Source organism: Pseudomonas sp. E102, from assembly GCF_052660185.1.
The window spans coordinates 1,122,755-1,143,796 of sequence record NZ_CP084025.1 but is presented as its reverse complement, the minus strand read 5'-3'; the positions used below and the strand labels follow the sequence as shown (position 1 = coordinate 1,143,796).

The following is a 21,042-nucleotide window of genomic DNA, read 5'->3' as shown; positions in this document are numbered from 1 at the left end:
GCGAACGCCCCCGACCCACTGTGGGAGCGAGCCTGCTCGCGATAGCCATCCCCCTCCCTCGGGTTGGCACAGATCTCGCTTAAGCAACCCCACAGGTAACCAACGGCGGTTGCCCCACCTACGACAAAGACGTCGCACACCCTCTTGCCACTCAGGCAATCCGGGTTGCGGCGTTTTTTTGTTTTGGTCCCGCGGGACCGGTGGTGCGACCACAGGCGGCGCACTGCTCAAAGCACTGACTCATTTCTCGAGACTTTTACAGCTGAGGTGCGCGATGAATTCAAGCTTCTGGAAATCCGGCCACACCCCGACATTGTTCGCGGCCTTCCTCTATTTCGACCTGAGCTTCATGGTCTGGTACCTGCTTGGCCCGTTGGCGGTGCAGATCTCTGCCGACCTGCACCTGACCACGCAACAGCGCGGCCTGATGGTCGCCACCCCGATCCTCGCCGGTGCCGTACTGCGCCTGTTCATGGGCCTGCTGGCCGACCGGATTTCGCCGAAGACCGCCGGCATGGTCGGTCAGGTGATCGTCATTGGTGCGCTGTTCTGCGCCTGGAAACTGGGCATCCACAGCTACGAGCAAGCGCTGCTGCTAGGCCTGTTCCTCGGTGTGGCCGGCGCTTCGTTCGCCGTGGCCCTGCCGCTGGCCTCCCAGTGGTATCCGCCGCAGCACCAGGGCAAGGCCATGGGCATCGCCGGGGCTGGCAACTCGGGCACCGTGCTCGCCGCATTGATCGCACCGGTCATGGCCGTGGCCTTCGGCTGGACCAACGTGTTCGGCTTCGCGCTGATCCCGCTGGTGCTGACCCTGGTCCTCTTCGCCTGGCTGGCCAAGAACGCCCCCGAGCGCCCCAAGGCCAAATCCATGGCCGACTACCTCAAGGCCCTGGGCGACCGGGACAGCTGGTGGTTCATGTTTTTCTATAGCGTGACCTTCGGCGGCTTCATCGGCCTGGCCAGCGCCCTGCCCGGCTACTTCAATGACCAATATGGCCTGAGCCCGGTCAAGGCCGGCTACTACACCGCCGCCTGCGTCTTTGGTGGCAGCCTCATGCGCCCATTGGGCGGCGCCCTGGCGGACCGCTTCGGCGGCATCCGCACCTTGCTCGGCATGTACACCGTCGCGGCCGTCTGCATCGCCGCGGTGGGGTTCAACCTGCCAAGTTCCTATGCGGCATTGGCTTTGTTCGTCTGCACCATGCTTGGCCTGGGTGCGGGCAACGGCGCGGTGTTCCAACTGGTGCCACAACGTTTCCGTCGGGAAATCGGCGTGATGACCGGGCTGATCGGCATGGCCGGCGGCATCGGCGGCTTCGCCCTCGCGGCGGGCATGGGCGCGATCAAGCAGAGCACCGGCAGCTACCAATTGGCGTTGTGGTTGTTCGCCAGCCTTGGTGTCCTGGCCTGGTTCGGCCTGCACGGCGTCAAGCGTCGCTGGAGAACCACCTGGGGTTCGGCCGCCGTCACCGCTGCTCGGGTCTGACCGCCCATCATGAGCCTGCAATTGAGTTTTGCCGAAGCCAGTGCCATCGGCCCACGGGAGGAGAACCAGGACGCCCTGCGCCTGGTGACCCCTGCCCCGGCCTTGGCCGCCAGCAAGGGTTACCTGTTCGCTATCGCCGACGGTGTGAGCCAATGCGCCGATGGCGGGTTGGCGGCGCGCTCTACTTTGCAGGCACTGGCGCTGGACTACTACGCCACGCCGCAAACCTGGGGCGTGGCCCAGGCACTCGACCGGCTGCTGTCGGCGCAGAACCGCTGGCTGCAGGCCAACGGTGGCGGGCAGCCGCTGCTCACCACCGTCAGTGCCCTGGTGCTGCGGGGCCGGCGCTTCACCCTCGCCCATGTCGGCGATTGCCGGGTCTACCGCTGGCACGCCGACAACCTGCAACGGGTCAGCGAAGACCATGTCTGGGAACAACAGGGCATGCAGCATGTGCTCAAGCGCGCCCTGGGGTTGGATCAGCACCTGATCCTCGATTTCCTGGACGGTGAGCTACGCGAAGACGAAACCTTCGTGCTGCTCAGCGACGGTGTCTGGGCGGTACTCGGGGACACGGCCATCGCCGGCATCCTGCGCGACCAGCCGGACCTCAATCTCGCCGCGCAGACGCTGGTCAACGCCGCGCATCTGGCCGGTAGCCAGGACAACGCCAGCGCGCTGCTGGTGCGGGTCGATGCGGTGGGCGAAGCGAGCATCGGCGACGCGCTGATCCAATTGCAGCAGTGGCCCCTGCCACCTGCGCTGAAGGCGGGCCAAGTGTTCGAGGGCTGGCAGATCGAAGGCGCGCTCGGCCAGAGCCAGCAGTCGTTGCTCTACCGGGTACGCGATGGCCAGGGCCAACCCTGGCTGCTGAAAACCTTGCCCGGGCAGTTACGGGACGACACCCGGGCTGGCCAGGCGCTGCTATCGGAAGAATGGTTTCTCAAGCGGGTCGCGGGCAGGCAATTTCCGGAGGTGCATGGCGTGCCTCAGCGCCAGCATCTGTACTACGTGATGCGCGAATACCCGGGCGCGACCCTGGCCGAGCTGTTCAACCAGGGCGGTCCGCTGTCGCTGGCCCAATGGCAAGATCTGGCGCAGCGGTTGGTGCGAGCGGTGGGTCTGCTGCATCGAAGGCAGATCTACCACCGCGACATCAAGCCGGAAAACCTGCACCTGGGAGACGATGGCGAATTGCGCCTGCTGGATTTTGGCCTCGCGTACTGCCCCGGCCTGTCCGAGGACCAGGCCAACGTGCTGCCCGGAACGCCCAGCTACATTGCCCCGGAAGCCTTCGGCGGCAACGCCCCTACGGCGCAACAGGATTTGTATGCGGTCGGCGTGACCTTGTATTTCCTGCTGACGGGGCACTATCCCTACGGCGAAATCGAAGCCTTCCAGCGCCCGCGCTTTGGCGTGCCGATCAACGCCAGCCGCTATCGACCGGACCTTGCCGAATGGCTTGGACAAAGCCTGGAACGGGCCGTGGCGGCAGACCCCGCGCAGCGCTTTGAAACAGCCGAGGAATGGCTGTTGGTTCTGGAACAGGGCGAGCGGCGCAGCATGAGCGTAAGGCCCAGGCCTTTGCTCGAGAGAGAGCCGCTGAAAGTGTGGCGGACGTTGGCGCTGGTGTCGTTGGTGGTGAATGTGGTGCTGCTATTCCTGGTGTTTAACAGCTGAAATCCGGTCGCCCCCCATCGCGAGCAAGCTCGCTCCCACACTGGATCCTCAGTGGAAACAAAACCTGTGGGAGCGAGCTTGCTCGCGATGGCGGCCTGTCTACCACTACAAACTATCGGCCCCACGCTCCATTAGCGAGCAACACGCTTTGATTCGGTGCAATAAATTCCCCTCGGTTTCACCCGACCCGCCGATCACCCAACAAATCCGCGTTCCCGAAGCACTTGGCACAACCACTGCATAACCTCTCTCACCATACATAAAGCAACGCTTCCAACGATGAAGGCGGTGCTTCCCGAGAGAACGGGACCAGGACAAAGGCGTCCTCGCTAGCTGTGCTAGCGGGACGCCTTTTTTTGTTTTCGAAAAATTGTCGAGCCAGCCTGACCGCCGTGATGAAACAGGCCTGAGCTTGCGGAGAACCCTGATGAAAAAACTCAAACTGGTAATGATCGGCAACGGCATGGCCGGGGTTCGAACCCTCGAGGAACTGCTCAAGTTGAGCAATGAGCTCTACGACATCACGGTGTTCGGCGCCGAGCCCCACGCCAACTACAACCGCATCCTGCTCTCACCCGTGCTCGCCGGGGAACAGACGTTCGAAGAAATCGTGCTCAACGACCTGAACTGGTATCAGGAAAACAACATCAAGCTGTTGCTCAACCGCAAGGTAGTAGAGATCGACCGGGTCAAGCGCCGGGTCATCGCCGAAGACGGCAGCGAAGCCGAATACGACCGCTTGCTCATCGCCACCGGTTCCACGCCGTTCATCCTGCCGATCCCCGGCAACACCCTCAATGGCGTGATCGGCTACCGCGACATCGCCGACACCCAGGCGATGATCGAAACCGCCAAGACCCATAAACACGCTGTGGTGATCGGTGGCGGCCTGCTGGGCCTGGAAGCCGCCAACGGCCTGAAGCTGCGCGGCATGGACGTGACCGTCGTGCACATCGGCGAATGGCTGCTGGAACGGCAATTGGACAAGACCAGCGGCCAACTGCTGCAAACCGCCCTGGAAAGCCGTGGCCTGAAATTCCGTCTCAGCGAACAGACCCAGGCCCTGCATGACGCCGGCAATGGCCGTGTCGGCTCGGTACAGTTCAAGAACGGCGACGTCATTCCCGCCGACCTGGTGGTAATGGCCGCTGGCATCCGTCCCAACACCGAGCTGGCTGAAAAATCCGGCATCCCGTGCAACCGCGGGATCCTGGTCAACGACACGATGCAGACCTACGACCCACGCGTTTACGCCATCGGCGAATGCGCCAGCCACCGTGGCACCGCCTACGGCCTGGTCGCGCCGTTGTTCGAACAGGCAAAAGTCTGCGCCAACCACCTCGCGCAACTGGGTTTCGCCACTTACAAGGGGTCAGTCACGTCAACCAAGCTGAAAGTCACCGGCATCGACCTGTTCTCCGCCGGCGACTTCATGGGCGGCGAAGGCACCGAGACCATCACCCTTTCCGACCCGATCGGCGGCGTCTACAAAAAACTGGTGATTAAGGATGACGTGCTGGTCGGCGCCTGTCTGTACGGCGATACGGCGGATGGCGGATGGTATTTCCGCCAGATTCGTGAGAATCACGCCATCAGCGAGATCCGCGACCACCTCATGTTCGGCGAAAACGCACTTGGCGATGTAGGCCATCAGGGCCAGGACAAAGCCATGAGCATGGCCGACACTGCCGAAGTCTGCGGCTGCAACGGCGTGTGCAAGGGCACCATCGTCAAGGCGATCCAGGAACACGGGCTGTTCAGCGTCGATGACGTGAAGAAACACACCAAGGCCGCCAGTTCCTGCGGCTCCTGCGCCGGCCTGGTGGAGCAGATCCTGATCAACACCGTGGGCGGCGCGGCGGACGTCAAGCCGAAAAGCGAGAAAGCCATCTGCGGCTGCAGCGACCTCAACCACGGCCAGATTCGCCAGGCGATCCGCGACCAGCACCTGCTGACCATCGCCGGAACCATGAGCTACCTGAACTGGCGCACCCCGAACGGCTGCGCCACCTGCCGACCTGCGCTGAACTATTACCTGATTTCCACCTGGCCCGGCGAAGCCCAGGACGATCCGCAGTCGCGCCTGATCAACGAACGCGCCCACGCCAATATCCAGAAAGACGGAACCTACTCCGTAGTGCCGCGGATGTGGGGCGGCGTGACCAACCCGTCCGAGCTGCGGCGCATTGCCGATGTCGCCGACAAGTACAACGTGCCCATGGTCAAGGTCACTGGCGGTCAGCGCATCGACTTGCTGGGCATCAAGAAGCAAGACCTGCCCGGCGTGTGGAAAGACCTCGATATGCCGTCCGGCCATGCCTACGGCAAATCCATCCGCACGGTGAAGACCTGCGTGGGCAGTGAGTTCTGCCGCTTCGGCACGCAGAACTCCACCCAGCTTGGCATCGAGCTCGAACATGACTTGTTCAATATGTGGTCGCCGCACAAAGTGAAGCTGGCTGTCTCCGGTTGCCCTCGCAACTGCTCGGAAGCAGGCATCAAGGACGTAGGCATTATCGGCGTCGATTCCGGCTGGGAGATGTACATCGGCGGCAACGGCGGGATCAAGACCGAGGTCGCCGAGTTTTTCGTCAAGCTCAAGACCGCCGAAGAAGTACGCGAATACAACGGTGCTTTTCTTCAGCTGTACCGCGAGGAAGCCTTCTACCTCGAACGCACCGTGCACTACATGCAGCGGGTCGGCATGGAGCACATCAAGAAAGCGGTATTGGAAGACCCGGAGCGGCGCAAGGCCCTCAACGAACGTCTGAAGTTTTCCCTGTCCCTGGAACGGGACCCTTGGAAACAGCGGCTGGAACAGCCTCAACTGAAAAAAGAGTTCGAGGCCATCCCCGTGAAAAACCTGGAGGTGCCGGCATGAACTGGCTGGATATCTGCGCGTTGGACGAAATCAACGCCCTGGGCTCACGCATCATCCAGGGGCCGAAGGGCGATATCGCGATTTTTCGTACCAGCGACGATGAAGTTTTCGCACTCGACGACCGCTGCCCGCACAAGGGCGGCCCATTGTCCCAAGGCCTGATCTACGGCAAGCGCGTGGCCTGCCCGCTGCACAACTGGCAGATCGACTTGGAAACCGGCCTGGCCCAAGCCCCGGACATGGGTTGCGCCCACCACCATGCGGCCCGGGTAGAGAACGGCCGGGTCATGCTGGCCCTGCGGGAAGCAAGCTCATGAGCCGCCAGACCACAGCCTCGACCTGCTGTTATTGCGGGGTCGGTTGCGGCGTGTTGATCGAGCATGACGGCGAGCGGATCCTCGGCGTCAGTGGCGATCCTGCCCATCCGGCCAACTTCGGCAAACTGTGCAGCAAGGGCTCGACGCTGCACCTGACCGGCGACCTCGCCGCCCGCGCGCTCTACCCCGAGCTGCGCCTGGGCAAAGGCCTGGCCCGGGCCCGCACCGACTGGGACAGCGCGCTCGATCACGCTGCCAGTATTTTCGCCGAGACCATCGCCGAGCACGGCCCCGACAGCGTGGCCTTCTACATCTCCGGTCAATTGCTCACCGAGGATTACTACGCCTTCAACAAACTCGCCCGGGCTCTGGTGGGCACCAACAATATCGACAGCAACTCGCGGCTGTGCATGTCCTCCGCCGTGGTGGGCTACAAGCGAAGCCTCGGCGCCGACGCCCCACCTTGCAGCTACGAGGACCTGGAACTGAGCGACTGCGTGATGATCGTCGGCAGTAACATGGCCTACGCCCACCCGATCCTGTTTCGTCGCCTCGAAGAAGCCAAATCCCGCCGGCCAGAGATGAAAATCATCGTCATCGACCCCCGGCGCACCGACACCTGCGACCTGGCGGACCTGCACCTGGCGATCCTGCCGGGCACCGACGTCGCATTGTTCCATGGGATTTTGCACCTGCTGTTGTGGGAAGACTGGATTGATCGCAGTTTCATCAAGGCACACACCGAAGGCCTCGCGGACCTGAAGAATCTGGTACGCGACTACACACCCGCCATGGTCGCCCAGCTGTGCGGTATCAGTGTCGAGCAACTGCACCAATGCGCCGAATGGGTCGGCACCTCGCCCAGTTTCCTGTCGTTGTGGTGCATGGGCCTGAACCAGTCCACCGCCGGCAGCGCCAAAAACAGCGCCCTGATCAACCTGCACCTGGCCACCGGACAGATCGGCCGTCCGGGCGCGGGCCCGTTTTCCTTGACCGGCCAGCCCAACGCCATGGGCGGCCGCGAAACGGGCAGTCTGTCCAACCTGCTGCCCGGTCATCGCGAAGTAGCCAACCCGGAACATCGCGCTGAAGTAGCCGATTACTGGGGCGTCGAACAATTGCCGGCAACCCCCGGCCTCAGCGCCATCGAGTTGTTCGAGCAGGTGCGCAACGGCAAGATCAAGGCGCTGTGGATCGCCTGCACCAACCCGGCCCAATCAATGCCTGACCAGGCCGCCATACGCGAAGCCCTGCAAGCCTGCCCATTCGTGGTATTGCAGGAGGCTTTCCGCACCACCGAGACCGCCACCTTCGCCGACCTGCTGCTGCCAGCGGCCAGTTGGGGTGAGAAAGAAGGCTCGGTCACCAACTCCGAGCGGCGCATTTCACACGTTCGCCGGGCAATAAACGCACCGGGTGAAGCACGTCCGGACTGGGCCATTACTGTGGATTTCGCACAACGCCTGGAAAAACGTCTGCGCCCTACCTCCTCAAGCCTGTTCGGCTTCGAAACACCGGCGCAACTGTTCGATGAATACAAGCAGCTGACCCGTGGTCGCGACCTGGACCTGTCCGGTATCAGCCACGCGCTGATCGATCAGCTTGGCCCCCAGCAATGGCCTTTCCGCGAAGGCGCTACGGTCGGCACCGCCCGTTTATACGTAGACGGCGTGTTTCCTACGGAAAGCGGCCGGGCTCGGTTTGTAGCCGACCCCTATCGCGCCGCCAAGGAATTGCGTGACGCGCGCTATCCGTTGACCCTGAACACCGGCCGCTTGCGTGACCAGTGGCACGGCATGAGCCGCACCGGCACCGCCGCGCAATTGTTTGGCCATGTCAACGAAGCGGTGCTCAGCCTGCATCCCGACGAGCTGCTTCGCCATCGCCTGCAAGCGGGCGACCTGGTCAGCCTCAAAAGCCGTCGCGGCAGCCTGATCGTGGCGGTGGACAGCGACGAAAGCGTGCGCCCCGGACAGGCATTCCTGCCCATGCACTGGGGCGACCGGTTTCTCAAGGGCGGGGTCAACGTCCTGACCCAACCGGCGTTCGACCCTTTGTCGAAGCAGCCGGAGCTCAAGCACAGCGGCGTGCGCCTGGAACCGGTGAACCTGCCATGGCAGCTTTTCGCCTTGGTCGAAGGCGATGTACAACAGCATCTGGAGACTTTGCGTCCTCTGTGTGAGGCGTTTGCCTACGTCAGCCTTAGCCTTACCGGACGTGAACGTCCCGCATTGCTGATTCGCGCCGCCAGCGCCGCTGCGCCCGAACCGCAGCTGCTCCAGGCGATCGACGAGCAACTCGGCCTTATCGACGGGCCCGTCTTGGCCTATGACGATCCGCGCCGCTCCATTGGCAAGAGGGTGCGGATCGAAAACGGCCGCATCACGGCCATTCGGCTGGCCGGAGAAACCCTGGCTCGCCATTGGCTGCAGAACCTGTGGCTCGAAGGTCGCGCCGACGAGCAACTGCGGCGCTGGCTGCTGGCCCCCTTGAGCGCGCCACCGGGCAACACCGGTGCCGCCATGGGCGGCGGGAAAACCCTGTGCAATTGCATGAATGTCAGCCAGCGCGCGGTTTGCGCGGGTATCGAGCGCGGCCTGGATTTGCAGGGGCTGAAAAAAGAACTGGGTTGCGGCACACAGTGCGGTTCCTGCGTACCGGAAATCAAACGCCTGCTGGTTGCCAACACGCAACCGCTGGCGGCTATCTCGTGAGGAAAACACTATGAACGCAAAAGTCTGGCTGGTAGGTGCGGGTCCTGGCGACCCTGAATTGCTGACCCTCAAAGCCGTGCGCGCCATGGGCGAAGCCGACGTCGTGTTGATCGATGACCTGGTCAACGAGGCAGTGCTGGAACATTGCCCGGGCGCGCGCATCATCGCCGTGGGCAAGCGCGGCGGTTGCCGCTCCACGCCACAAGCGTTCATTCATCGACTGATGCTGCGTTATGCCCGCCAAGGCAAATGCGTGGTACGCCTCAAGGGCGGCGACCCGTGCGTTTTCGGCCGGGGCGGCGAAGAAGCGCAGTGGCTGCGCGAACACGGGGTCGAGGTGGAACTGGTCAATGGCATCACGGCGGGTCTTGCCGGAGCCACCCAATGCGATATTCCACTGACCTTACGCGGCGTTGCCCGTGGCGTGACGCTGGTCACCGCCCATACCCAGGACGGCAGCAGCCTGAACTGGCAAGCCCTGGCCCAGGGCGGGACGACCCTTGTGGTGTATATGGGGGTGGCGAAACTGAGCGAGATCCGTGAGCAATTGCTGGCGGGCGGTATGGCGGCGAATACACCGGTCGCCATGATTGAAAACGCCTCCCTGCCCCACCAGCGCGACTGCCGCAGCGACCTGGCATCGATGGAAACCGACGCCAGCGCGTTTCAACTCAAGAGTCCGGCGATCCTGGTGATTGGTGCGGTGGCGGCTGCCGCTGAGCTTGCCACCTCCCCGCCTGCCTGGGCCCAGGTTTGCGCCCTCTAACAGACAAACCAAAACCTGTGTGAGCGAGCTTGCTCGCGATGGCGGTGGTTAAGTCGCACATACATGGACTGACACACTGCCATCGCGAGCAAGCTCGCTCCCACAGGTTCTGCACAAGCCGTCCAATTAAATCCCAGACAAAGAAAAACCCGGCCTAAGCCGGGTTTTTCTAGTGCTGTGGGCTAATTACTTAGCTTGAGCTTCAACCTGCGCTTCTACGCGACGGTTGACTGCACGACCAGCGTCAGTGGCGTTGTCGGCAACTGGGCGGGATTCGCCGTAGCCAACAGACTGAACGCGGGACGATTCAACACCGTACTGGTTGGTCAGAACTTGCTTAACGGCGTTTGCACGACGCTCAGACAGTTTCTGGTTGTAAGCGTCAGGACCGACGGAGTCAGTGTGACCTTCAACAGTGGTGCTGGTGGATGGGTACTGCTTCATGAAGTCAGCCAGGTTCTTGATGTCGCCATAGCTGTTTTCTTTAACGACCGACTTGTCGAAGTCGAACTTGACGTCCAGCTCAACACGTACGACTTCAGCAACAGCTGGGCAGCCATCAGCGTCAACGGTTACGTTGGCTGGGGTGTCAGGGCACTTGTCGACGTTGTCGCACACGCCATCGTTGTCGCTGTCGGAGCAGACTTCAGCAGGTGCTGGAACTGGAGCAGCAGCTGGCTTGGAGCCGCCACCGAAGTTCACACCGATACCGACGCTAGGAGCCCACTCGGTGTCGCCCTGGTCGATGTTGTACTGAGCTTCAACGCCAGCACGGGCGTAGAAGTTGTCGGTGAAATACAGCTTGGCGCCGCCACCAACGTTGGCGAAGGTAGAACGGTTACGACCGTTGCTGCCATTCTGGTCGATGCTCTGGTCGGAGAAACCGGCCGAAACGTAAGGACGCAGCATGTCGCCTGGGTTGTTGAAGTGGTACAGAGCGTCCAGAGCGGTGTTCGCGCCCTTGACGTTGGTGCCATCGTCGGTACGTGCGTTGTGCACTTCGTCGTAGGCCAGACGCAGTTCAACGTCGTCGGTCAGGAAGTAACCAACCGAACCGCCGAACAGGTTGCCGTTGTTCTTGAAATCACGAGCGCTGTCGAACATTTCTTTCTTGGCGAAGCCTTCGATTTCAACTGCGCCTTGGCCTTGTGCCAGAGCGCCGAACGAAGTGGCAGCAATCAAAGAACCAATGGCAAAGCCCAAGGTGTTTTTCAGTTTCATCCGTTAAATCCCCATCTGGTGATTGTGAAGCAGTCCCGCAAACCGGGGGACAACTCGGCGGCAAGTCTATCAGAACTTGCCTACACGTAAGAGATATTTGCGCTGAACTAAGTTTCAGCTATGCCCGCAAATTTCTCACGCAGCTTATCGAGCGCGCGCTTATAACGCATTTTTGTCGCGCTCAGACCCATGTGCATTATGTCTGCGATCTCCTGGAATTCCAGTTCTGCGACAAATCGTAGCACCAGAATTTCCCTGTCGATCGGGTTCACATAAACCAGCCAGCGATCGAGTCCACCCTTTTCCTCGGGCTTGGGCGCCTTTTCCTCGGACGCTTCCTCGAGAGGGTCAAGGCTCAACGCGTCCATCAACCGACGCTTTCGCCGCTCCTTGCGATACTGTGTGATGCATTCGTTGTAGGTGATGCTATATAGCCACGTCTTGAACTTCGATTTCCCCTCGAAGTTCTTCAAGCCGTACAGCACCTTCAACATCACCTCCTGACAGACATCATCAGCATCACGATCGTTCCCAAGATATCTTGCACAAACGTTAAATAATGTTCGCTGGTAACGGCGCATCAACTCTTCGTATGCGCGTGTGACGTGAAACAGCTCCGAATGCGCGCGCGCGACCAACTCCTCATCGGAGAGATCACGGGGGTCGTAGCGCGTGGATAGCGATTGGGGTTTGTTCAAAACAAGTCGGGCCGACAGTCTAGGTCAATGTGCGCCGCAGCCTGCGGTACCAGGCATTTTGCGGCGGCATACATTAGCAGGATTTGCCGGGTTAGCGGCTACTCACATGCTGTTCCAGCAGGATCCGATTGGACAGCGACACCAGCTCGCCTTCCTCGGTCAGCAATGTGGTCTTCACCGTGCCGATCTCTTCGATCTGGCCTTCGACCTCTCCAACACGCACTTGTTGCCCAACCTCGTAGAGCTCACGCACATAGATTCCCGCAAGAATCTGACCGGCGATTTCCCGGCTTCCCAACCCCATGGCCAGCGCAACCGCCAGACCAACGGTAATCAAGACAATCACGATCACATGGTTGAGCAGGTCAGTCTTGACCTCCAACTGGCTGATCGCGACCGAAATACTGATGATGATCACCAGGCCCTGGGCAATCCGTCCAAGTCCCGAAGCATAATCGAGCCCGACACCTTCGGCGGCGCCGCGCACCAGGCCGTTGGCCAGTTGCGCCAGCAACACGCCCACCAGCAACACCAAGGCAGCGCCGAACACCTTCGGCAAATACAGCGCCAGCATGTCCAGGGTCGCTGAAACGCGCTCCAGGCCCAGGGACTCAGCCGCGGAAACCAGGAATATAAGCAGCACGAACCAATAGACGATCTTGCCCACCAAGGTCGAGATCGGAACCTGGATGCCGCCACGGGACAAGAGCTTGGTCAGGCCGGTGCCGCCCATCAGGCGATCGAGGCCCAATTTGGCGAGCAGCTTGGACAGCAACGTGTCCAGCAGCTTGGCCACGACAAAACCCAACAACAGCACCACCAGAGCGCCGAAGAGATTGGGAATAAAGTTAGCTATCTTGGTCCACAACGCAGTCATTGCCGTGACGAGGCTCTGGGTCCAGAGATCAAGTTCCATATTCAGTCAGCCTTATCAGCGGTGCGAGTAACAGGTTTGCGACGGGAAACCGGCGAGACGTGGGCCGACCCGTTGTTCAGGGCGATCATCAGCGCTGGCACCCAACGGCCCAGCAGGCTGAACAGATCGCCGGCGCCCACCTGGCGGTTGGCGGTTTTGAGTACACGGCCCAAGCATGCATCGTCGTCCCGGCTGGACGGCGAGGCCTTGAGCATGTCGCGCAGAGACTGTTCAAACGGATCGTGCATACGCACCTCTCGTGATGTCTGTGGAAGACGCGATCAGATTTCGTCGGGTCACATGAAACCCCATCACACCCAACGCAAACGGCGAAACAGCCACCATTGCCCCAGCGCAACGCAGACCATCAGCAGGCAAGCGACGAGGAAACCATAGGGGCTCTCGGAAAACGGAATGCCGCCGACATTGATGCCCAGCAGCCCCGTGAGGAAACTCATCGGCAGGAAGATCCCAGTGATGATGCCGAAGCGGTACATGGTGCGGTTCATGCGCACTGAAAGGCGCCGGTCCTCGGCCTCCAGCACCAGCCCCACGCGCTCGCGAGTCAGTTCCAGCTCTTCAAGGTAGCGGGTCAGGCTGTTGTTCAACTCATTCCAGTAGTCACCGTCGTCCTCGACGAACCAGGGCAACTTGATCCTCGACATCTGGCCGAAAATATCCCGCTGCGGCGCCAGGAATCGCTTCAGCCCGGCAGCCCGGCGACGGATGTGCAAAATGGCATCGTGCTCAGGCGTATACCGTTCGTCGGTATCGAGCTTTTCTTCCTCGGTGTCGACAATTTCCGACAGGCACGTCACCAGGTCCTGCACCTTATTGGTCAGGTACTGCGCCATATAAAGGATGAGTTCCGAAGCTGTCCGGGGCCCCTTGCCCTCGGACAGCTCGGCCAGCAGCTCATCGGTGGCGCGCAAAGGGCGCAGCCGCAGGGAAATCACTCGCTGCGCCGCCGCAAAGATGCGCACCGACACCATGTCTTCCGGCTCGGCCCCCGGATTGAGGTTGATCCCACGCAAAAACAGCAGCAGTTCGGCGTTGGGCAGCGGCAGCAGTCGTGGACGGGTGTTCTCTTCAAGCAGCAGGTCGCAGTTGAATTCACTCAAACCACTGGATTTGCGCAGCCACGTATGGGTTTGCGGATGACTGCGGTCCCAATGCAGCCACAGGCTTTCATGGGCCTGCAGCTGCAGATCGTCAAGTTCGGTCCGGGCTATCGAACGCGCGCCACCTTTACCATCCAGCACCAGGGCATGCACCAGCCCCCATTGCGCGTTTTCTTCCTCGAACATCCTCATCCCTTATGGCTGCAACGCTTTATTCAGGCATCTTCAACGGGCTCGGCGAGACAATCACGCCGTTATTGTCCGCATAGACATACTCGCCCGGACGGAACGTCACGCCAGCAAAGGTGACCGCCACATTGAGATCGCCGATGCCACGCTTGTCGGTCTTCATCGGATGGCTGGCCAGGGCCTGGACGCCGAGGTCGGTCTGGGCAATGACGTCGACGTCGCGGATGCAACCGTAGATCACCAACCCTTCCCAACCATTTTTCGCGGCCTTTTCCGCCAGCATGTCTCCCAGCAGCGCCCGACGCAGGGAACCGCCGCCGTCGACCACCAGCACCTTGCCGTCCCCCTTGAGCTCGACCTGTTCCTTGACCAGGGAATTGTCTTCGAAACACTTGATGGTCACTATCTCGCCACCAAAGGAATCGCGGCCGCCGAAATTGCTGAACATCGGTTCCACCACTTGCACGAGGTCTGGATAGGCATCGCACAGGTCAGGCGTGAGGTAATGGTTCATCGAACAACTCCTGTATGGGCTGGAACGTCGGGCTGAAGTGAACCGCTGTTTGTGACCGGAACAGCGGAACGCGTCATATCTTAGCCGCAAGCAGTCCAGAGCGAAATGCCCTCCTCAGAGCCTTCGCGTCAAACCGCCTCCGCCAGGTGGGGTTGATCCGCCGGCAACGGTCCGCGCTGATCCTCCAGCCACCGAGCCACCAATGGCCAGACCTCGGCCTGGGCGGCTTTACTGACGAGCATTTCGACGTGGCCGAAATCATCGCCGAAGCCTTGTTCGCGCCCAAGGCAGACAAATTGCTTGTGCTCGGAACCGATCTGCTCGAACAGTTTGCGGCATGCCCAGGTAGGATCCTGCTGATCGCCGACGGCGCTCACCGCCAGCACCGGCACCTGCACGTCGGCCAGGCCCGCCCACCAGTTTTTCTCGGCATCGCCGAAACGCCCGAACAGGCCATACCAGCGCAGGCTCTCCAGGGCCAGGCCGATGGGCTCATCTTCTGGGCCGCGCTTGAGCCTTGAACCGGACAAATGGGCGAAACGCTTGAGGATGAAGCGCCCGCTCCATTCAACCGGGGGAATTTTCAGTGGCCAATAGGTACGGCTGACCTGTGTACCAAAAAATGCCGCCGATGCCACGGCAGGCGCGCCCAGGTAATGGCCGCCCAAGGCCGCTGCCAGGGTGATGCCGCCCAGCGAGTGACCGATCCAATGGGGCACCTGCCCGCTCTGCTCGCGCACGAAGGCGCCGATGGCCGGCAAGTCATACCGGGCGTAGTCGGCCACGCGGTTGTTGCGGTAGCCCTGGTTTCGTTGGGATAAGCCATGCCCGCGCATCTCGGGAATCCAGACATCGAACCCCAACCGCGCCAGGTGCGCCCCCAGCCCCAGCCCCTTGGGCGAATACCAGAAGCGACGATTGGAAAAACTGCCGTGCAACAGGATCACCGGGACACCCCGGCTTTCGCCGACATCGGCCATGCCCAGCCGGGTGACGGCCAGCTCGACGCTGTAGTCGGGGCTGTTACCGGGTTTCAAACGATAGACATCTTCGCTCAGATCGCCACGCCGCTCGGCGCTGATCAGGGCGACAGGAAATAGGTTGCTGCTGCTTTGCATGATCTTCTTGCACAAAAAAGGGCGGCTTCCAAATGGAGCCCGCCCTACTTCAAATCAAAAGGGGCCGGAAGAACGGCCGCCGGATACCACAAGGAATTACCCCGGCTTACATTACCGATCAGGCCCCTTCACTCGATCAGACCGCAGCCTGCCCCTCAGCCAGGAAGAACCAGGTTTCCAGTACCGAGTCCGGGTTCAACGAAACGCTTTCGATACCCTGCTCCATCAGCCACTTGGCCAGGTCCGGGTGGTCCGAAGGGCCCTGGCCGCAGATGCCGATGTACTTGCCGGCCTTGTTGCAGGCGGCGATAGCATTGGCCAACAGCTTCTTGACCGCCGGGTTACGTTCGTCGAACAGGTGGGCGATGATCCCCGAATCGCGGTCCAGACCCAAGGTCAGTTGGGTCAGGTCGTTGGAGCCGATGGAGAAGCCGTCGAAGAACTCGAGGAATTCTTCGGCCAGGATCGCGTTGGACGGCAGTTCGCACATCATGATGACGCGCAGGCCATTCTGGCCACGGGCCAGGCCGTTTTCCGCCAACAGGTCGACCACTTGGCTCGCCTCGCCGAGGGTGCGCACGAACGGCACCATGATCTCGACGTTGGTCAGGCCCATCTCGTTACGCACGCGCTTGAGGGCACGGCATTCGAGTTCGAAGCAATCGCGGAACGATTCGCTGATGTAGCGCGACGCACCACGGAAGCCCAGCATCGGGTTCTCTTCTTCGGGCTCGTAGAGTTTGCCACCGATCAGGTTGGCGTATTCGTTGGACTTGAAGTCCGACAGCCGCACGATGACTTTCTTCGGCCAGAACGCCGCCGCCAGGGTGCTGATGCCTTCCACGAGCTTCTCGACGTAGAAACCGACCGGGTCGTCGTAGCCGGCAATGCGCTTGTCGACGCTGTCCTTGATGTCCTGTGGCAGGCCGTCATAGTTCAGCAGTGCCTTGGGGTGCACGCCGATCATGCGGTTGATGATGAACTCCAGGCGGGCCAGGCCCACGCCGGCGTTCGGCAGCTGCGCGAAGTCGAAGGCACGGTCCGGGTTGCCGACGTTCATCATGATCTTGAACGGCAGCTCCGGCATGGCGTCCACGGAGTTCTTCTTGATGTCGAAGCCCAACTCGCCTTCGAAGATGTAGCCGGTGTCGCCTTCGGCGCAGGAAACGGTCACGCCCTGGCCGTCCTTGAGCAGTTCGGTGGCATTGCCGCAACCGACCACGGCCGGAATGCCCAGCTCACGGGCGATGATCGCCGCGTGGCAAGTGCGTCCACCGCGGTTGGTGACAATGGCGCTGGCGCGCTTCATCACCGGTTCCCAGTCCGGGTCGGTCATGTCGGAGACCAGCACGTCGCCGGCCTGGACCTTGTCCATCTCCGAGACGTCCTTGATGATCCGCACCTTGCCGGCGCCGATGCGCTGGCCGATTGCGCGGCCTTCCACCAGCACGGTGCCGGTTTCCTTGAGCAGGTAGCGCTCCATGACGTTGGCCTGGGTGCGGCTCTTCACGGTTTCCGGACGGGCCTGCACGATGTACAGCTTGCCGTCGTCGCCGTCCTTGGCCCACTCGATGTCCATCGGGCACTTGTAGTGCTTCTCGATGATCATCGCCTGCTTGGCCAGCTCGCTGACTTCGGCGTCGGTCAGGCAGAAGCGCGCGCGATCAGCCTTGTCGACATCGACGGTCTTGACCGAACGACCCGCCTTGGCTTCGTCGCCATAGACCATCTTGATGGCCTTGCTGCCCAGGTTGCGGCGCAGGATGGCCGGACGACCGGCTTCCAGGGTGCCCTTGTGGACATAGAATTCATCGGGGTTCACCGCGCCTTGCACGACGGTTTCACCCAGGCCATAGGCGCCGGTGATGAACACGACGTCACGAAAGCCCGACTCGGTGTCGAGGGTGAACATCACGCCGGCGGTGCCGGTTTCGGAGCGGACCATGCGCTGCACACCGGCGGATAGGGCGACCAGTTTGTGGTCGAAGCCCTGATGCACGCGGTAGGAAATGGCACGGTCGTTGAAAAGGGAGGCGAAGACTTCCTTGGCGGCTCGGATGACGTTTTCCACGCCACGGATATTCAGGAAAGTCTCCTGCTGGCCGGCGAACGAGGCGTCCGGCAAGTCTTCGGCGGTGGCCGAGGAGCGTACGGCGACAGCGATGTCGGGGTTGCCTTCGGAGAGCTTGGCAAAAGCCGTGCGGATTTCGCTGTTCAGCTTCTCGGGAAACTCGGCTTCCATGATCCATTGGCGGATCTGGGCACCGGTCTTGGCCAGGGCATTGACGTCATCGACGTCCAGGGCGTCGAGCGCATCGTGGATCTGCTGGTTCAGGCCGCTCAGTTCCAGGAAGTCACGATAAGCCTGGGCGGTCGTGGCGAAGCCACCCGGCACCGATACTCCGGCGCCCGCGAGGTTACTGATCATCTCGCCCAGGGATGCGTTCTTGCCCCCCACATGCTCTACATCATGGACGCCGAGCTTATCGAGGGAAACTACGTACTCTACCAAGGTGATCTCTCCACTGACTGTGTTGGAAAAGCTCAAGGTACCGGCGGCTCCAGGGGAGCGCTCACCGGCGATATGGCCTGGACCTGGAAAATAAGTGAGAATGCGGGCCACGGGCGGCCGGCAAATCGCGCCTATCATATCCAAGAATCGTGACTAGCTCACTAGCTTAAGGCCCAAGGCGCAAATGAAACGATCTGCTTTCTTTATCTCCGACGGCACCGGCATCACGGCCGAAACGCTGGGCCAGAGCCTGTTGGCGCAGTTCGAAAACATTACCTTCACTAAGCTGACACGCCCCTACATAGACAGCGTCGACAAGGCGCGGGCCATGGTACAGCAAATCAATAAAGCCGCCGAAAACGACGGTTTTCGCCCGATTATCTTCGACACCATCGTCAATCAGGACATCCGTGAGATTCTCGCAACGTCCAATGGTTTCATGATCGACATTTTTTCCACGTTCCTGGCGCCCCTGGAACAGGAACTGAGCGAACATTCTTCCTATTCGGTCGGCAAGTCCCATTCCATTGGTCACAACTCCAACTACATGGAGCGGATCGAGGCGGTCAACTTTGCGCTGGACAACGATGACGGCGCCCGCACGCATTATTACGACAAGGCCGACCTGATCCTAGTGGGTGTGTCGCGGTGTGGTAAGACGCCGACGTGTCTGTACATGGCGATGCAATTCGGCATCCGCGCGGCCAACTATCCGTTGACTGAAGACGACATGGAGCGCCTGCAACTGCCCAATGCGTTGCGCGCCCACCAGCACAAACTGTTCGGCCTGACCATCGACCCGGACCGCCTCACCGCGATCCGCAACGAACGCAAGCCCAACAGCCGCTATTCGAGCTACGCCCAGTGTGAGTTCGAAGTGCGCGAAGTGGAAAACCTGTTCCGGCGGGAGAACATTCCCCATATCAACTCCACGCATTTTTCCGTGGAAGAGATATCGGCGAAGATCCTGGTGGAGAAAGGCGTGGAGCGGCGGTTCAAATAAAACCCGCAACACCACAAAGCCCTGCGGGAGCGAGCCTGCTCGCGATAGCATCACTTTGGTCTGACTGAAAGACCCAGTTGCCTGCATCGCGAGCAGGCTCGCTCCCACATGTGTCCGCGGTCTACTGCGCTAATGCCGCCTGCTCGTCCATCTTCTTGCGCAAACTCAACGGGCGCATGTCGGTCCAGACCTCTTCGATATACGCCAGGCATTCCTTCTTGAAGCCGCTTTTGCCGACCGTACGCCAGCCTTCCGGGATGGCTTTGTAGTCCGGCCAGATCGAATATTGTTCTTCGTGGTTGACCACGACCTGGAAGAGGATGTCCTCGCGATCGAATACTGAAGTCATGGTGTTTCTCCGTCATTGCTCAAGGTTCGCCGCGCCACGGGCGCAGCCAAGGTATGAAAGGAACGTACCGGGCCGAGGGAAAATTAGGCATCGGCCACGGCGGCTTCCAGGGCGCGCCGGAAAATGTCGGCGACCCGATCGATTTCCGCCGCCGTGATAATCAATGGCGGCAGGAACCGCACCACGCCGCCCTGTCGGCCGCCCAACTCCAGGATCAGCCCACGCTTGAGGCACTCGCGCTGCAAGCGTGGCGCCAGACGCGCATGCACCGGTGGGTGACCCTGGGTGTCCGGCACGCCCGCAGGGTCGACCAACTCGACGCCGAGCATCAGGCCGCGACCGCGAATATCGCCCATCTGCGGGAAATCCCGTTGCAGGATTAGCAAATGCTCGCTCAAGCGCTCGCCCATGGCGGTGGCGTGGGCCGGCAGGTCGTGTTCCACCAGATAACGCATCACAGCGCAACCGGCTGCCATGGCCATCTGGTTGCCCCGGAACGTGCCGGCATGGGCGCCCGGCGCCCAGGTGTCGAGCCAGTCGCGATACACCACGACCGCCAGCGGCAGGCTGCCGCCGATGGCCTTGGACAGCACGACCACGTCCGGGACGATTCCGGCATGCTCGAAGGCGAACATCTTACCGGTCCGGCCGAAGCCACTCTGGATTTCATCGACAATCAACGCCACCCCGGCCTGCTCGGTGATCCGCCGCAAGCCACGCAGCCAGTCGAGGTCGGCCGGTACGACGCCGCCCTCGCCCTGCACCACTTCGACGATGACGGCCGCTGGCAATTGCACGCCGGCCTCCGGATCGTTCAGCAGGTTTTGCAGATAATGCAGGTTGGCCTTGACGCCTTCCGCGCCGCCCAAACCGAACGGGCAGCGGTAATCGTAGGGATACGGCATGAACTGCACGCCGTTGCTGAGCAAGGCGCCCAAGGGCTTCTTCGGCCCCAGGCTGCCCATCAGGCTCAACGCACCTTGGCTCATTCCGTGATAGCCGCCCTGGAACGACAGCACCGTGCTACGCCCCGTCGCGGTACGTACCAGCTTGAGCGCCGCTTCTACGGCGTCGGTGCCGGTGGGGCCGCAGAACTGGATCTTCGCCTCGGCGACCAGGGCTGCCGGCAACAGGCCGAACAGATCCTGGACAAAGCGGTCCTTCACCGGCGTGGTCAGGTCCAGGGTATGCAGGGGCAGTTCATCGGCAAGCACTTGCCGGATCGCCTCGATCACTACCGGGTGGTTGTGCCCGAGCGCCAGCGTGCCGGCGCCAGCCAGGCAATCGATGAAAGTACGGCCCTCGACGTCTTCGACGTACAGCCCCTTGGCGCGTTTGAGCGCCAGGGGTATGCGTCGGGGATAACTGCGTGCATTGGATTCCTGGCGGTTCTGGCGCGCCAGCAACGGTGATTCGTCGAATTGGTAAAGCGTCTCGACCGGCGTGGAGCCGCCTCGTACTGTCGACGCTTCGATAGGACTTGTGACTGACATGTTCTCGACCCCGCAATGAGTGACCAAACGGCGCACCGGGCAGGTGCGCATTCGCAGCGCACAT

The 21,042-nt window shown here is 61.4% G+C and carries 17 protein-coding genes; 7 read left to right on the top strand and 10 right to left on the bottom strand.

What is annotated here, in order from left to right; genetic code table 11:
- Window positions 1–274: 274 nt before the first annotated feature.
- From DOCECA_RS05360 to cobA, 6 genes are all read left to right on the top strand, one after another.
- Complete coding sequence (locus DOCECA_RS05360; RefSeq protein ID WP_445571561.1) at window positions 275–1,486, top strand: nitrate/nitrite transporter; 1,212 nt, start codon at window positions 275–277, stop codon at window positions 1,484–1,486.
- Window positions 1,487–1,495: 9 nt separating this feature from the next.
- A complete protein-coding gene (locus tag DOCECA_RS05355) occupies window positions 1,496–3,166 on the top strand; it encodes a protein kinase domain-containing protein (RefSeq protein ID WP_445571560.1) in 1,671 nt (556 codons plus the stop codon).
- A 427-nt stretch (window positions 3,167–3,593) separates the two neighbouring features.
- Window positions 3,594–6,047, top strand: coding sequence for a nitrite reductase large subunit NirB (nirB, locus tag DOCECA_RS05350; RefSeq protein ID WP_445571559.1), 2,454 nt, complete (start codon window positions 3,594–3,596; stop codon window positions 6,045–6,047).
- Complete coding sequence (gene nirD / locus DOCECA_RS05345; protein ID WP_445571558.1) at window positions 6,044–6,364, top strand: nitrite reductase small subunit NirD; 321 nt, start codon at window positions 6,044–6,046, stop codon at window positions 6,362–6,364. The genes nirB and nirD overlap by 4 nt, the downstream gene beginning before the upstream one ends.
- Window positions 6,361–9,078 carry a nitrate reductase gene (locus tag DOCECA_RS05340; protein ID WP_445571557.1) on the top strand — a complete coding sequence of 906 codons (2,718 nt, stop codon included), beginning with the start codon at window positions 6,361–6,363 and terminating at the stop codon, window positions 9,076–9,078. The genes nirD and DOCECA_RS05340 overlap by 4 nt, the downstream gene beginning before the upstream one ends.
- Window positions 9,079–9,088: 10 nt before the next feature.
- Window positions 9,089–9,844 (top strand): uroporphyrinogen-III C-methyltransferase, encoded by a 756-nt coding sequence (cobA, locus tag DOCECA_RS05335; RefSeq protein ID WP_420764746.1) that lies wholly within the window; start codon window positions 9,089–9,091, stop codon window positions 9,842–9,844.
- Between the two features lie 186 nt (window positions 9,845–10,030).
- Here cobA and DOCECA_RS05330 read toward each other — a convergent pair whose 3' ends face one another.
- From DOCECA_RS05330 to ppsA, 8 genes are all read right to left on the bottom strand, one after another.
- Complete coding sequence (locus DOCECA_RS05330) at window positions 10,031–11,065, bottom strand: OmpA family protein (RefSeq protein ID WP_186609887.1); 1,035 nt, start codon at window positions 11,063–11,065, stop codon at window positions 10,031–10,033.
- 107 nt (window positions 11,066–11,172) lie between these two features.
- Window positions 11,173–11,763, bottom strand: coding sequence for an RNA polymerase sigma factor SigX (gene sigX / locus DOCECA_RS05325; protein ID WP_420764747.1), 591 nt, complete (start codon window positions 11,761–11,763; stop codon window positions 11,173–11,175).
- A gap of 91 nt (window positions 11,764–11,854) precedes the next feature.
- Window positions 11,855–12,679, bottom strand: a complete 825-nt coding sequence (locus DOCECA_RS05320; RefSeq protein ID WP_045155488.1) for a mechanosensitive ion channel family protein — start codon at window positions 12,677–12,679, stop codon at window positions 11,855–11,857.
- 2 nt (window positions 12,680–12,681) lie between these two features.
- Window positions 12,682–12,927: a CrfX protein gene (locus tag DOCECA_RS05315; protein WP_420764748.1), complete on the bottom strand. Its 246-nt coding sequence runs from the start codon at window positions 12,925–12,927 to the stop codon at window positions 12,682–12,684.
- A gap of 63 nt (window positions 12,928–12,990) precedes the next feature.
- Complete coding sequence (locus DOCECA_RS05310) at window positions 12,991–13,986, bottom strand: zinc transporter ZntB (RefSeq protein ID WP_420764749.1); 996 nt, start codon at window positions 13,984–13,986, stop codon at window positions 12,991–12,993.
- Between the two features lie 25 nt (window positions 13,987–14,011).
- Window positions 14,012–14,503, bottom strand: a complete 492-nt coding sequence (gene rraA, locus DOCECA_RS05305; protein WP_420764750.1) for a ribonuclease E activity regulator RraA — start codon at window positions 14,501–14,503, stop codon at window positions 14,012–14,014.
- Window positions 14,504–14,631: 128 nt separating this feature from the next.
- A complete protein-coding gene (locus DOCECA_RS05300; RefSeq protein ID WP_445571556.1) occupies window positions 14,632–15,621 on the bottom strand; it encodes an alpha/beta fold hydrolase in 990 nt (329 codons plus the stop codon).
- Between the two features lie 136 nt (window positions 15,622–15,757).
- A complete protein-coding gene (gene ppsA / locus DOCECA_RS05295) occupies window positions 15,758–18,133 on the bottom strand; it encodes a phosphoenolpyruvate synthase (RefSeq protein ID WP_420764836.1) in 2,376 nt (791 codons plus the stop codon).
- A 184-nt stretch (window positions 18,134–18,317) separates the two neighbouring features.
- Here ppsA and ppsR point away from each other — a divergent pair, with 184 nt between their 5' ends.
- Window positions 18,318–19,136, top strand: coding sequence for a posphoenolpyruvate synthetase regulatory kinase/phosphorylase PpsR (ppsR, locus tag DOCECA_RS05290; RefSeq protein ID WP_420764752.1), 819 nt, complete (start codon window positions 18,318–18,320; stop codon window positions 19,134–19,136).
- A 121-nt stretch (window positions 19,137–19,257) separates the two neighbouring features.
- Here ppsR and DOCECA_RS05285 read toward each other — a convergent pair whose 3' ends face one another.
- Entirely contained in the window at window positions 19,258–19,485 is a 228-nt protein-coding gene (locus DOCECA_RS05285) for an MbtH family protein (protein ID WP_434610477.1), read from the bottom strand.
- An 83-nt stretch (window positions 19,486–19,568) separates the two neighbouring features.
- Window positions 19,569–20,978, bottom strand: coding sequence for an aspartate aminotransferase family protein (locus DOCECA_RS05280; protein WP_445571555.1), 1,410 nt, complete (start codon window positions 20,976–20,978; stop codon window positions 19,569–19,571).
- Window positions 20,979–21,042: the final 64 nt, after the last annotated feature.

Bases quoted from the DNA above. Each gene is read 5' to 3' on its own strand.
- DOCECA_RS05360 (WP_445571561.1), top strand. From the start codon at position 275: ATGAATTCAAGCTTCTGGAAATCCGGCCACACCCCGACATTGTTCGCG.
- DOCECA_RS05355 (WP_445571560.1), top strand. From the start codon at position 1,496: ATGAGCCTGCAATTGAGTTTTGCCGAAGCCAGTGCCATCGGCCCACGG.
- nirB (WP_445571559.1), top strand. From the start codon at position 3,594: ATGAAAAAACTCAAACTGGTAATGATCGGCAACGGCATGGCCGGGGTT.
- nirD (WP_445571558.1), top strand. From the start codon at position 6,044: ATGAACTGGCTGGATATCTGCGCGTTGGACGAAATCAACGCCCTGGGC.
- DOCECA_RS05340 (WP_445571557.1), top strand. From the start codon at position 6,361: ATGAGCCGCCAGACCACAGCCTCGACCTGCTGTTATTGCGGGGTCGGT.
- cobA (WP_420764746.1), top strand. From the start codon at position 9,089: ATGAACGCAAAAGTCTGGCTGGTAGGTGCGGGTCCTGGCGACCCTGAA.
- DOCECA_RS05330 (WP_186609887.1), bottom strand. From the start codon at position 11,065: ATGAAACTGAAAAACACCTTGGGCTTTGCCATTGGTTCTTTGATTGCT.
- DOCECA_RS05320 (WP_045155488.1), bottom strand. From the start codon at position 12,679: ATGGAACTTGATCTCTGGACCCAGAGCCTCGTCACGGCAATGACTGCG.
- DOCECA_RS05315 (WP_420764748.1), bottom strand. From the start codon at position 12,927: ATGCACGATCCGTTTGAACAGTCTCTGCGCGACATGCTCAAGGCCTCG.
- DOCECA_RS05310 (WP_420764749.1), bottom strand. From the start codon at position 13,986: ATGTTCGAGGAAGAAAACGCGCAATGGGGGCTGGTGCATGCCCTGGTG.
- rraA (WP_420764750.1), bottom strand. From the start codon at position 14,503: ATGAACCATTACCTCACGCCTGACCTGTGCGATGCCTATCCAGACCTC.
- DOCECA_RS05300 (WP_445571556.1), bottom strand. From the start codon at position 15,621: ATGCAAAGCAGCAGCAACCTATTTCCTGTCGCCCTGATCAGCGCCGAG.
- ppsR (WP_420764752.1), top strand. From the start codon at position 18,318: ATGAAACGATCTGCTTTCTTTATCTCCGACGGCACCGGCATCACGGCC.
- DOCECA_RS05285 (WP_434610477.1), bottom strand. From the start codon at position 19,485: ATGACTTCAGTATTCGATCGCGAGGACATCCTCTTCCAGGTCGTGGTC.
- DOCECA_RS05280 (WP_445571555.1), bottom strand. From the start codon at position 20,978: ATGTCAGTCACAAGTCCTATCGAAGCGTCGACAGTACGAGGCGGCTCC.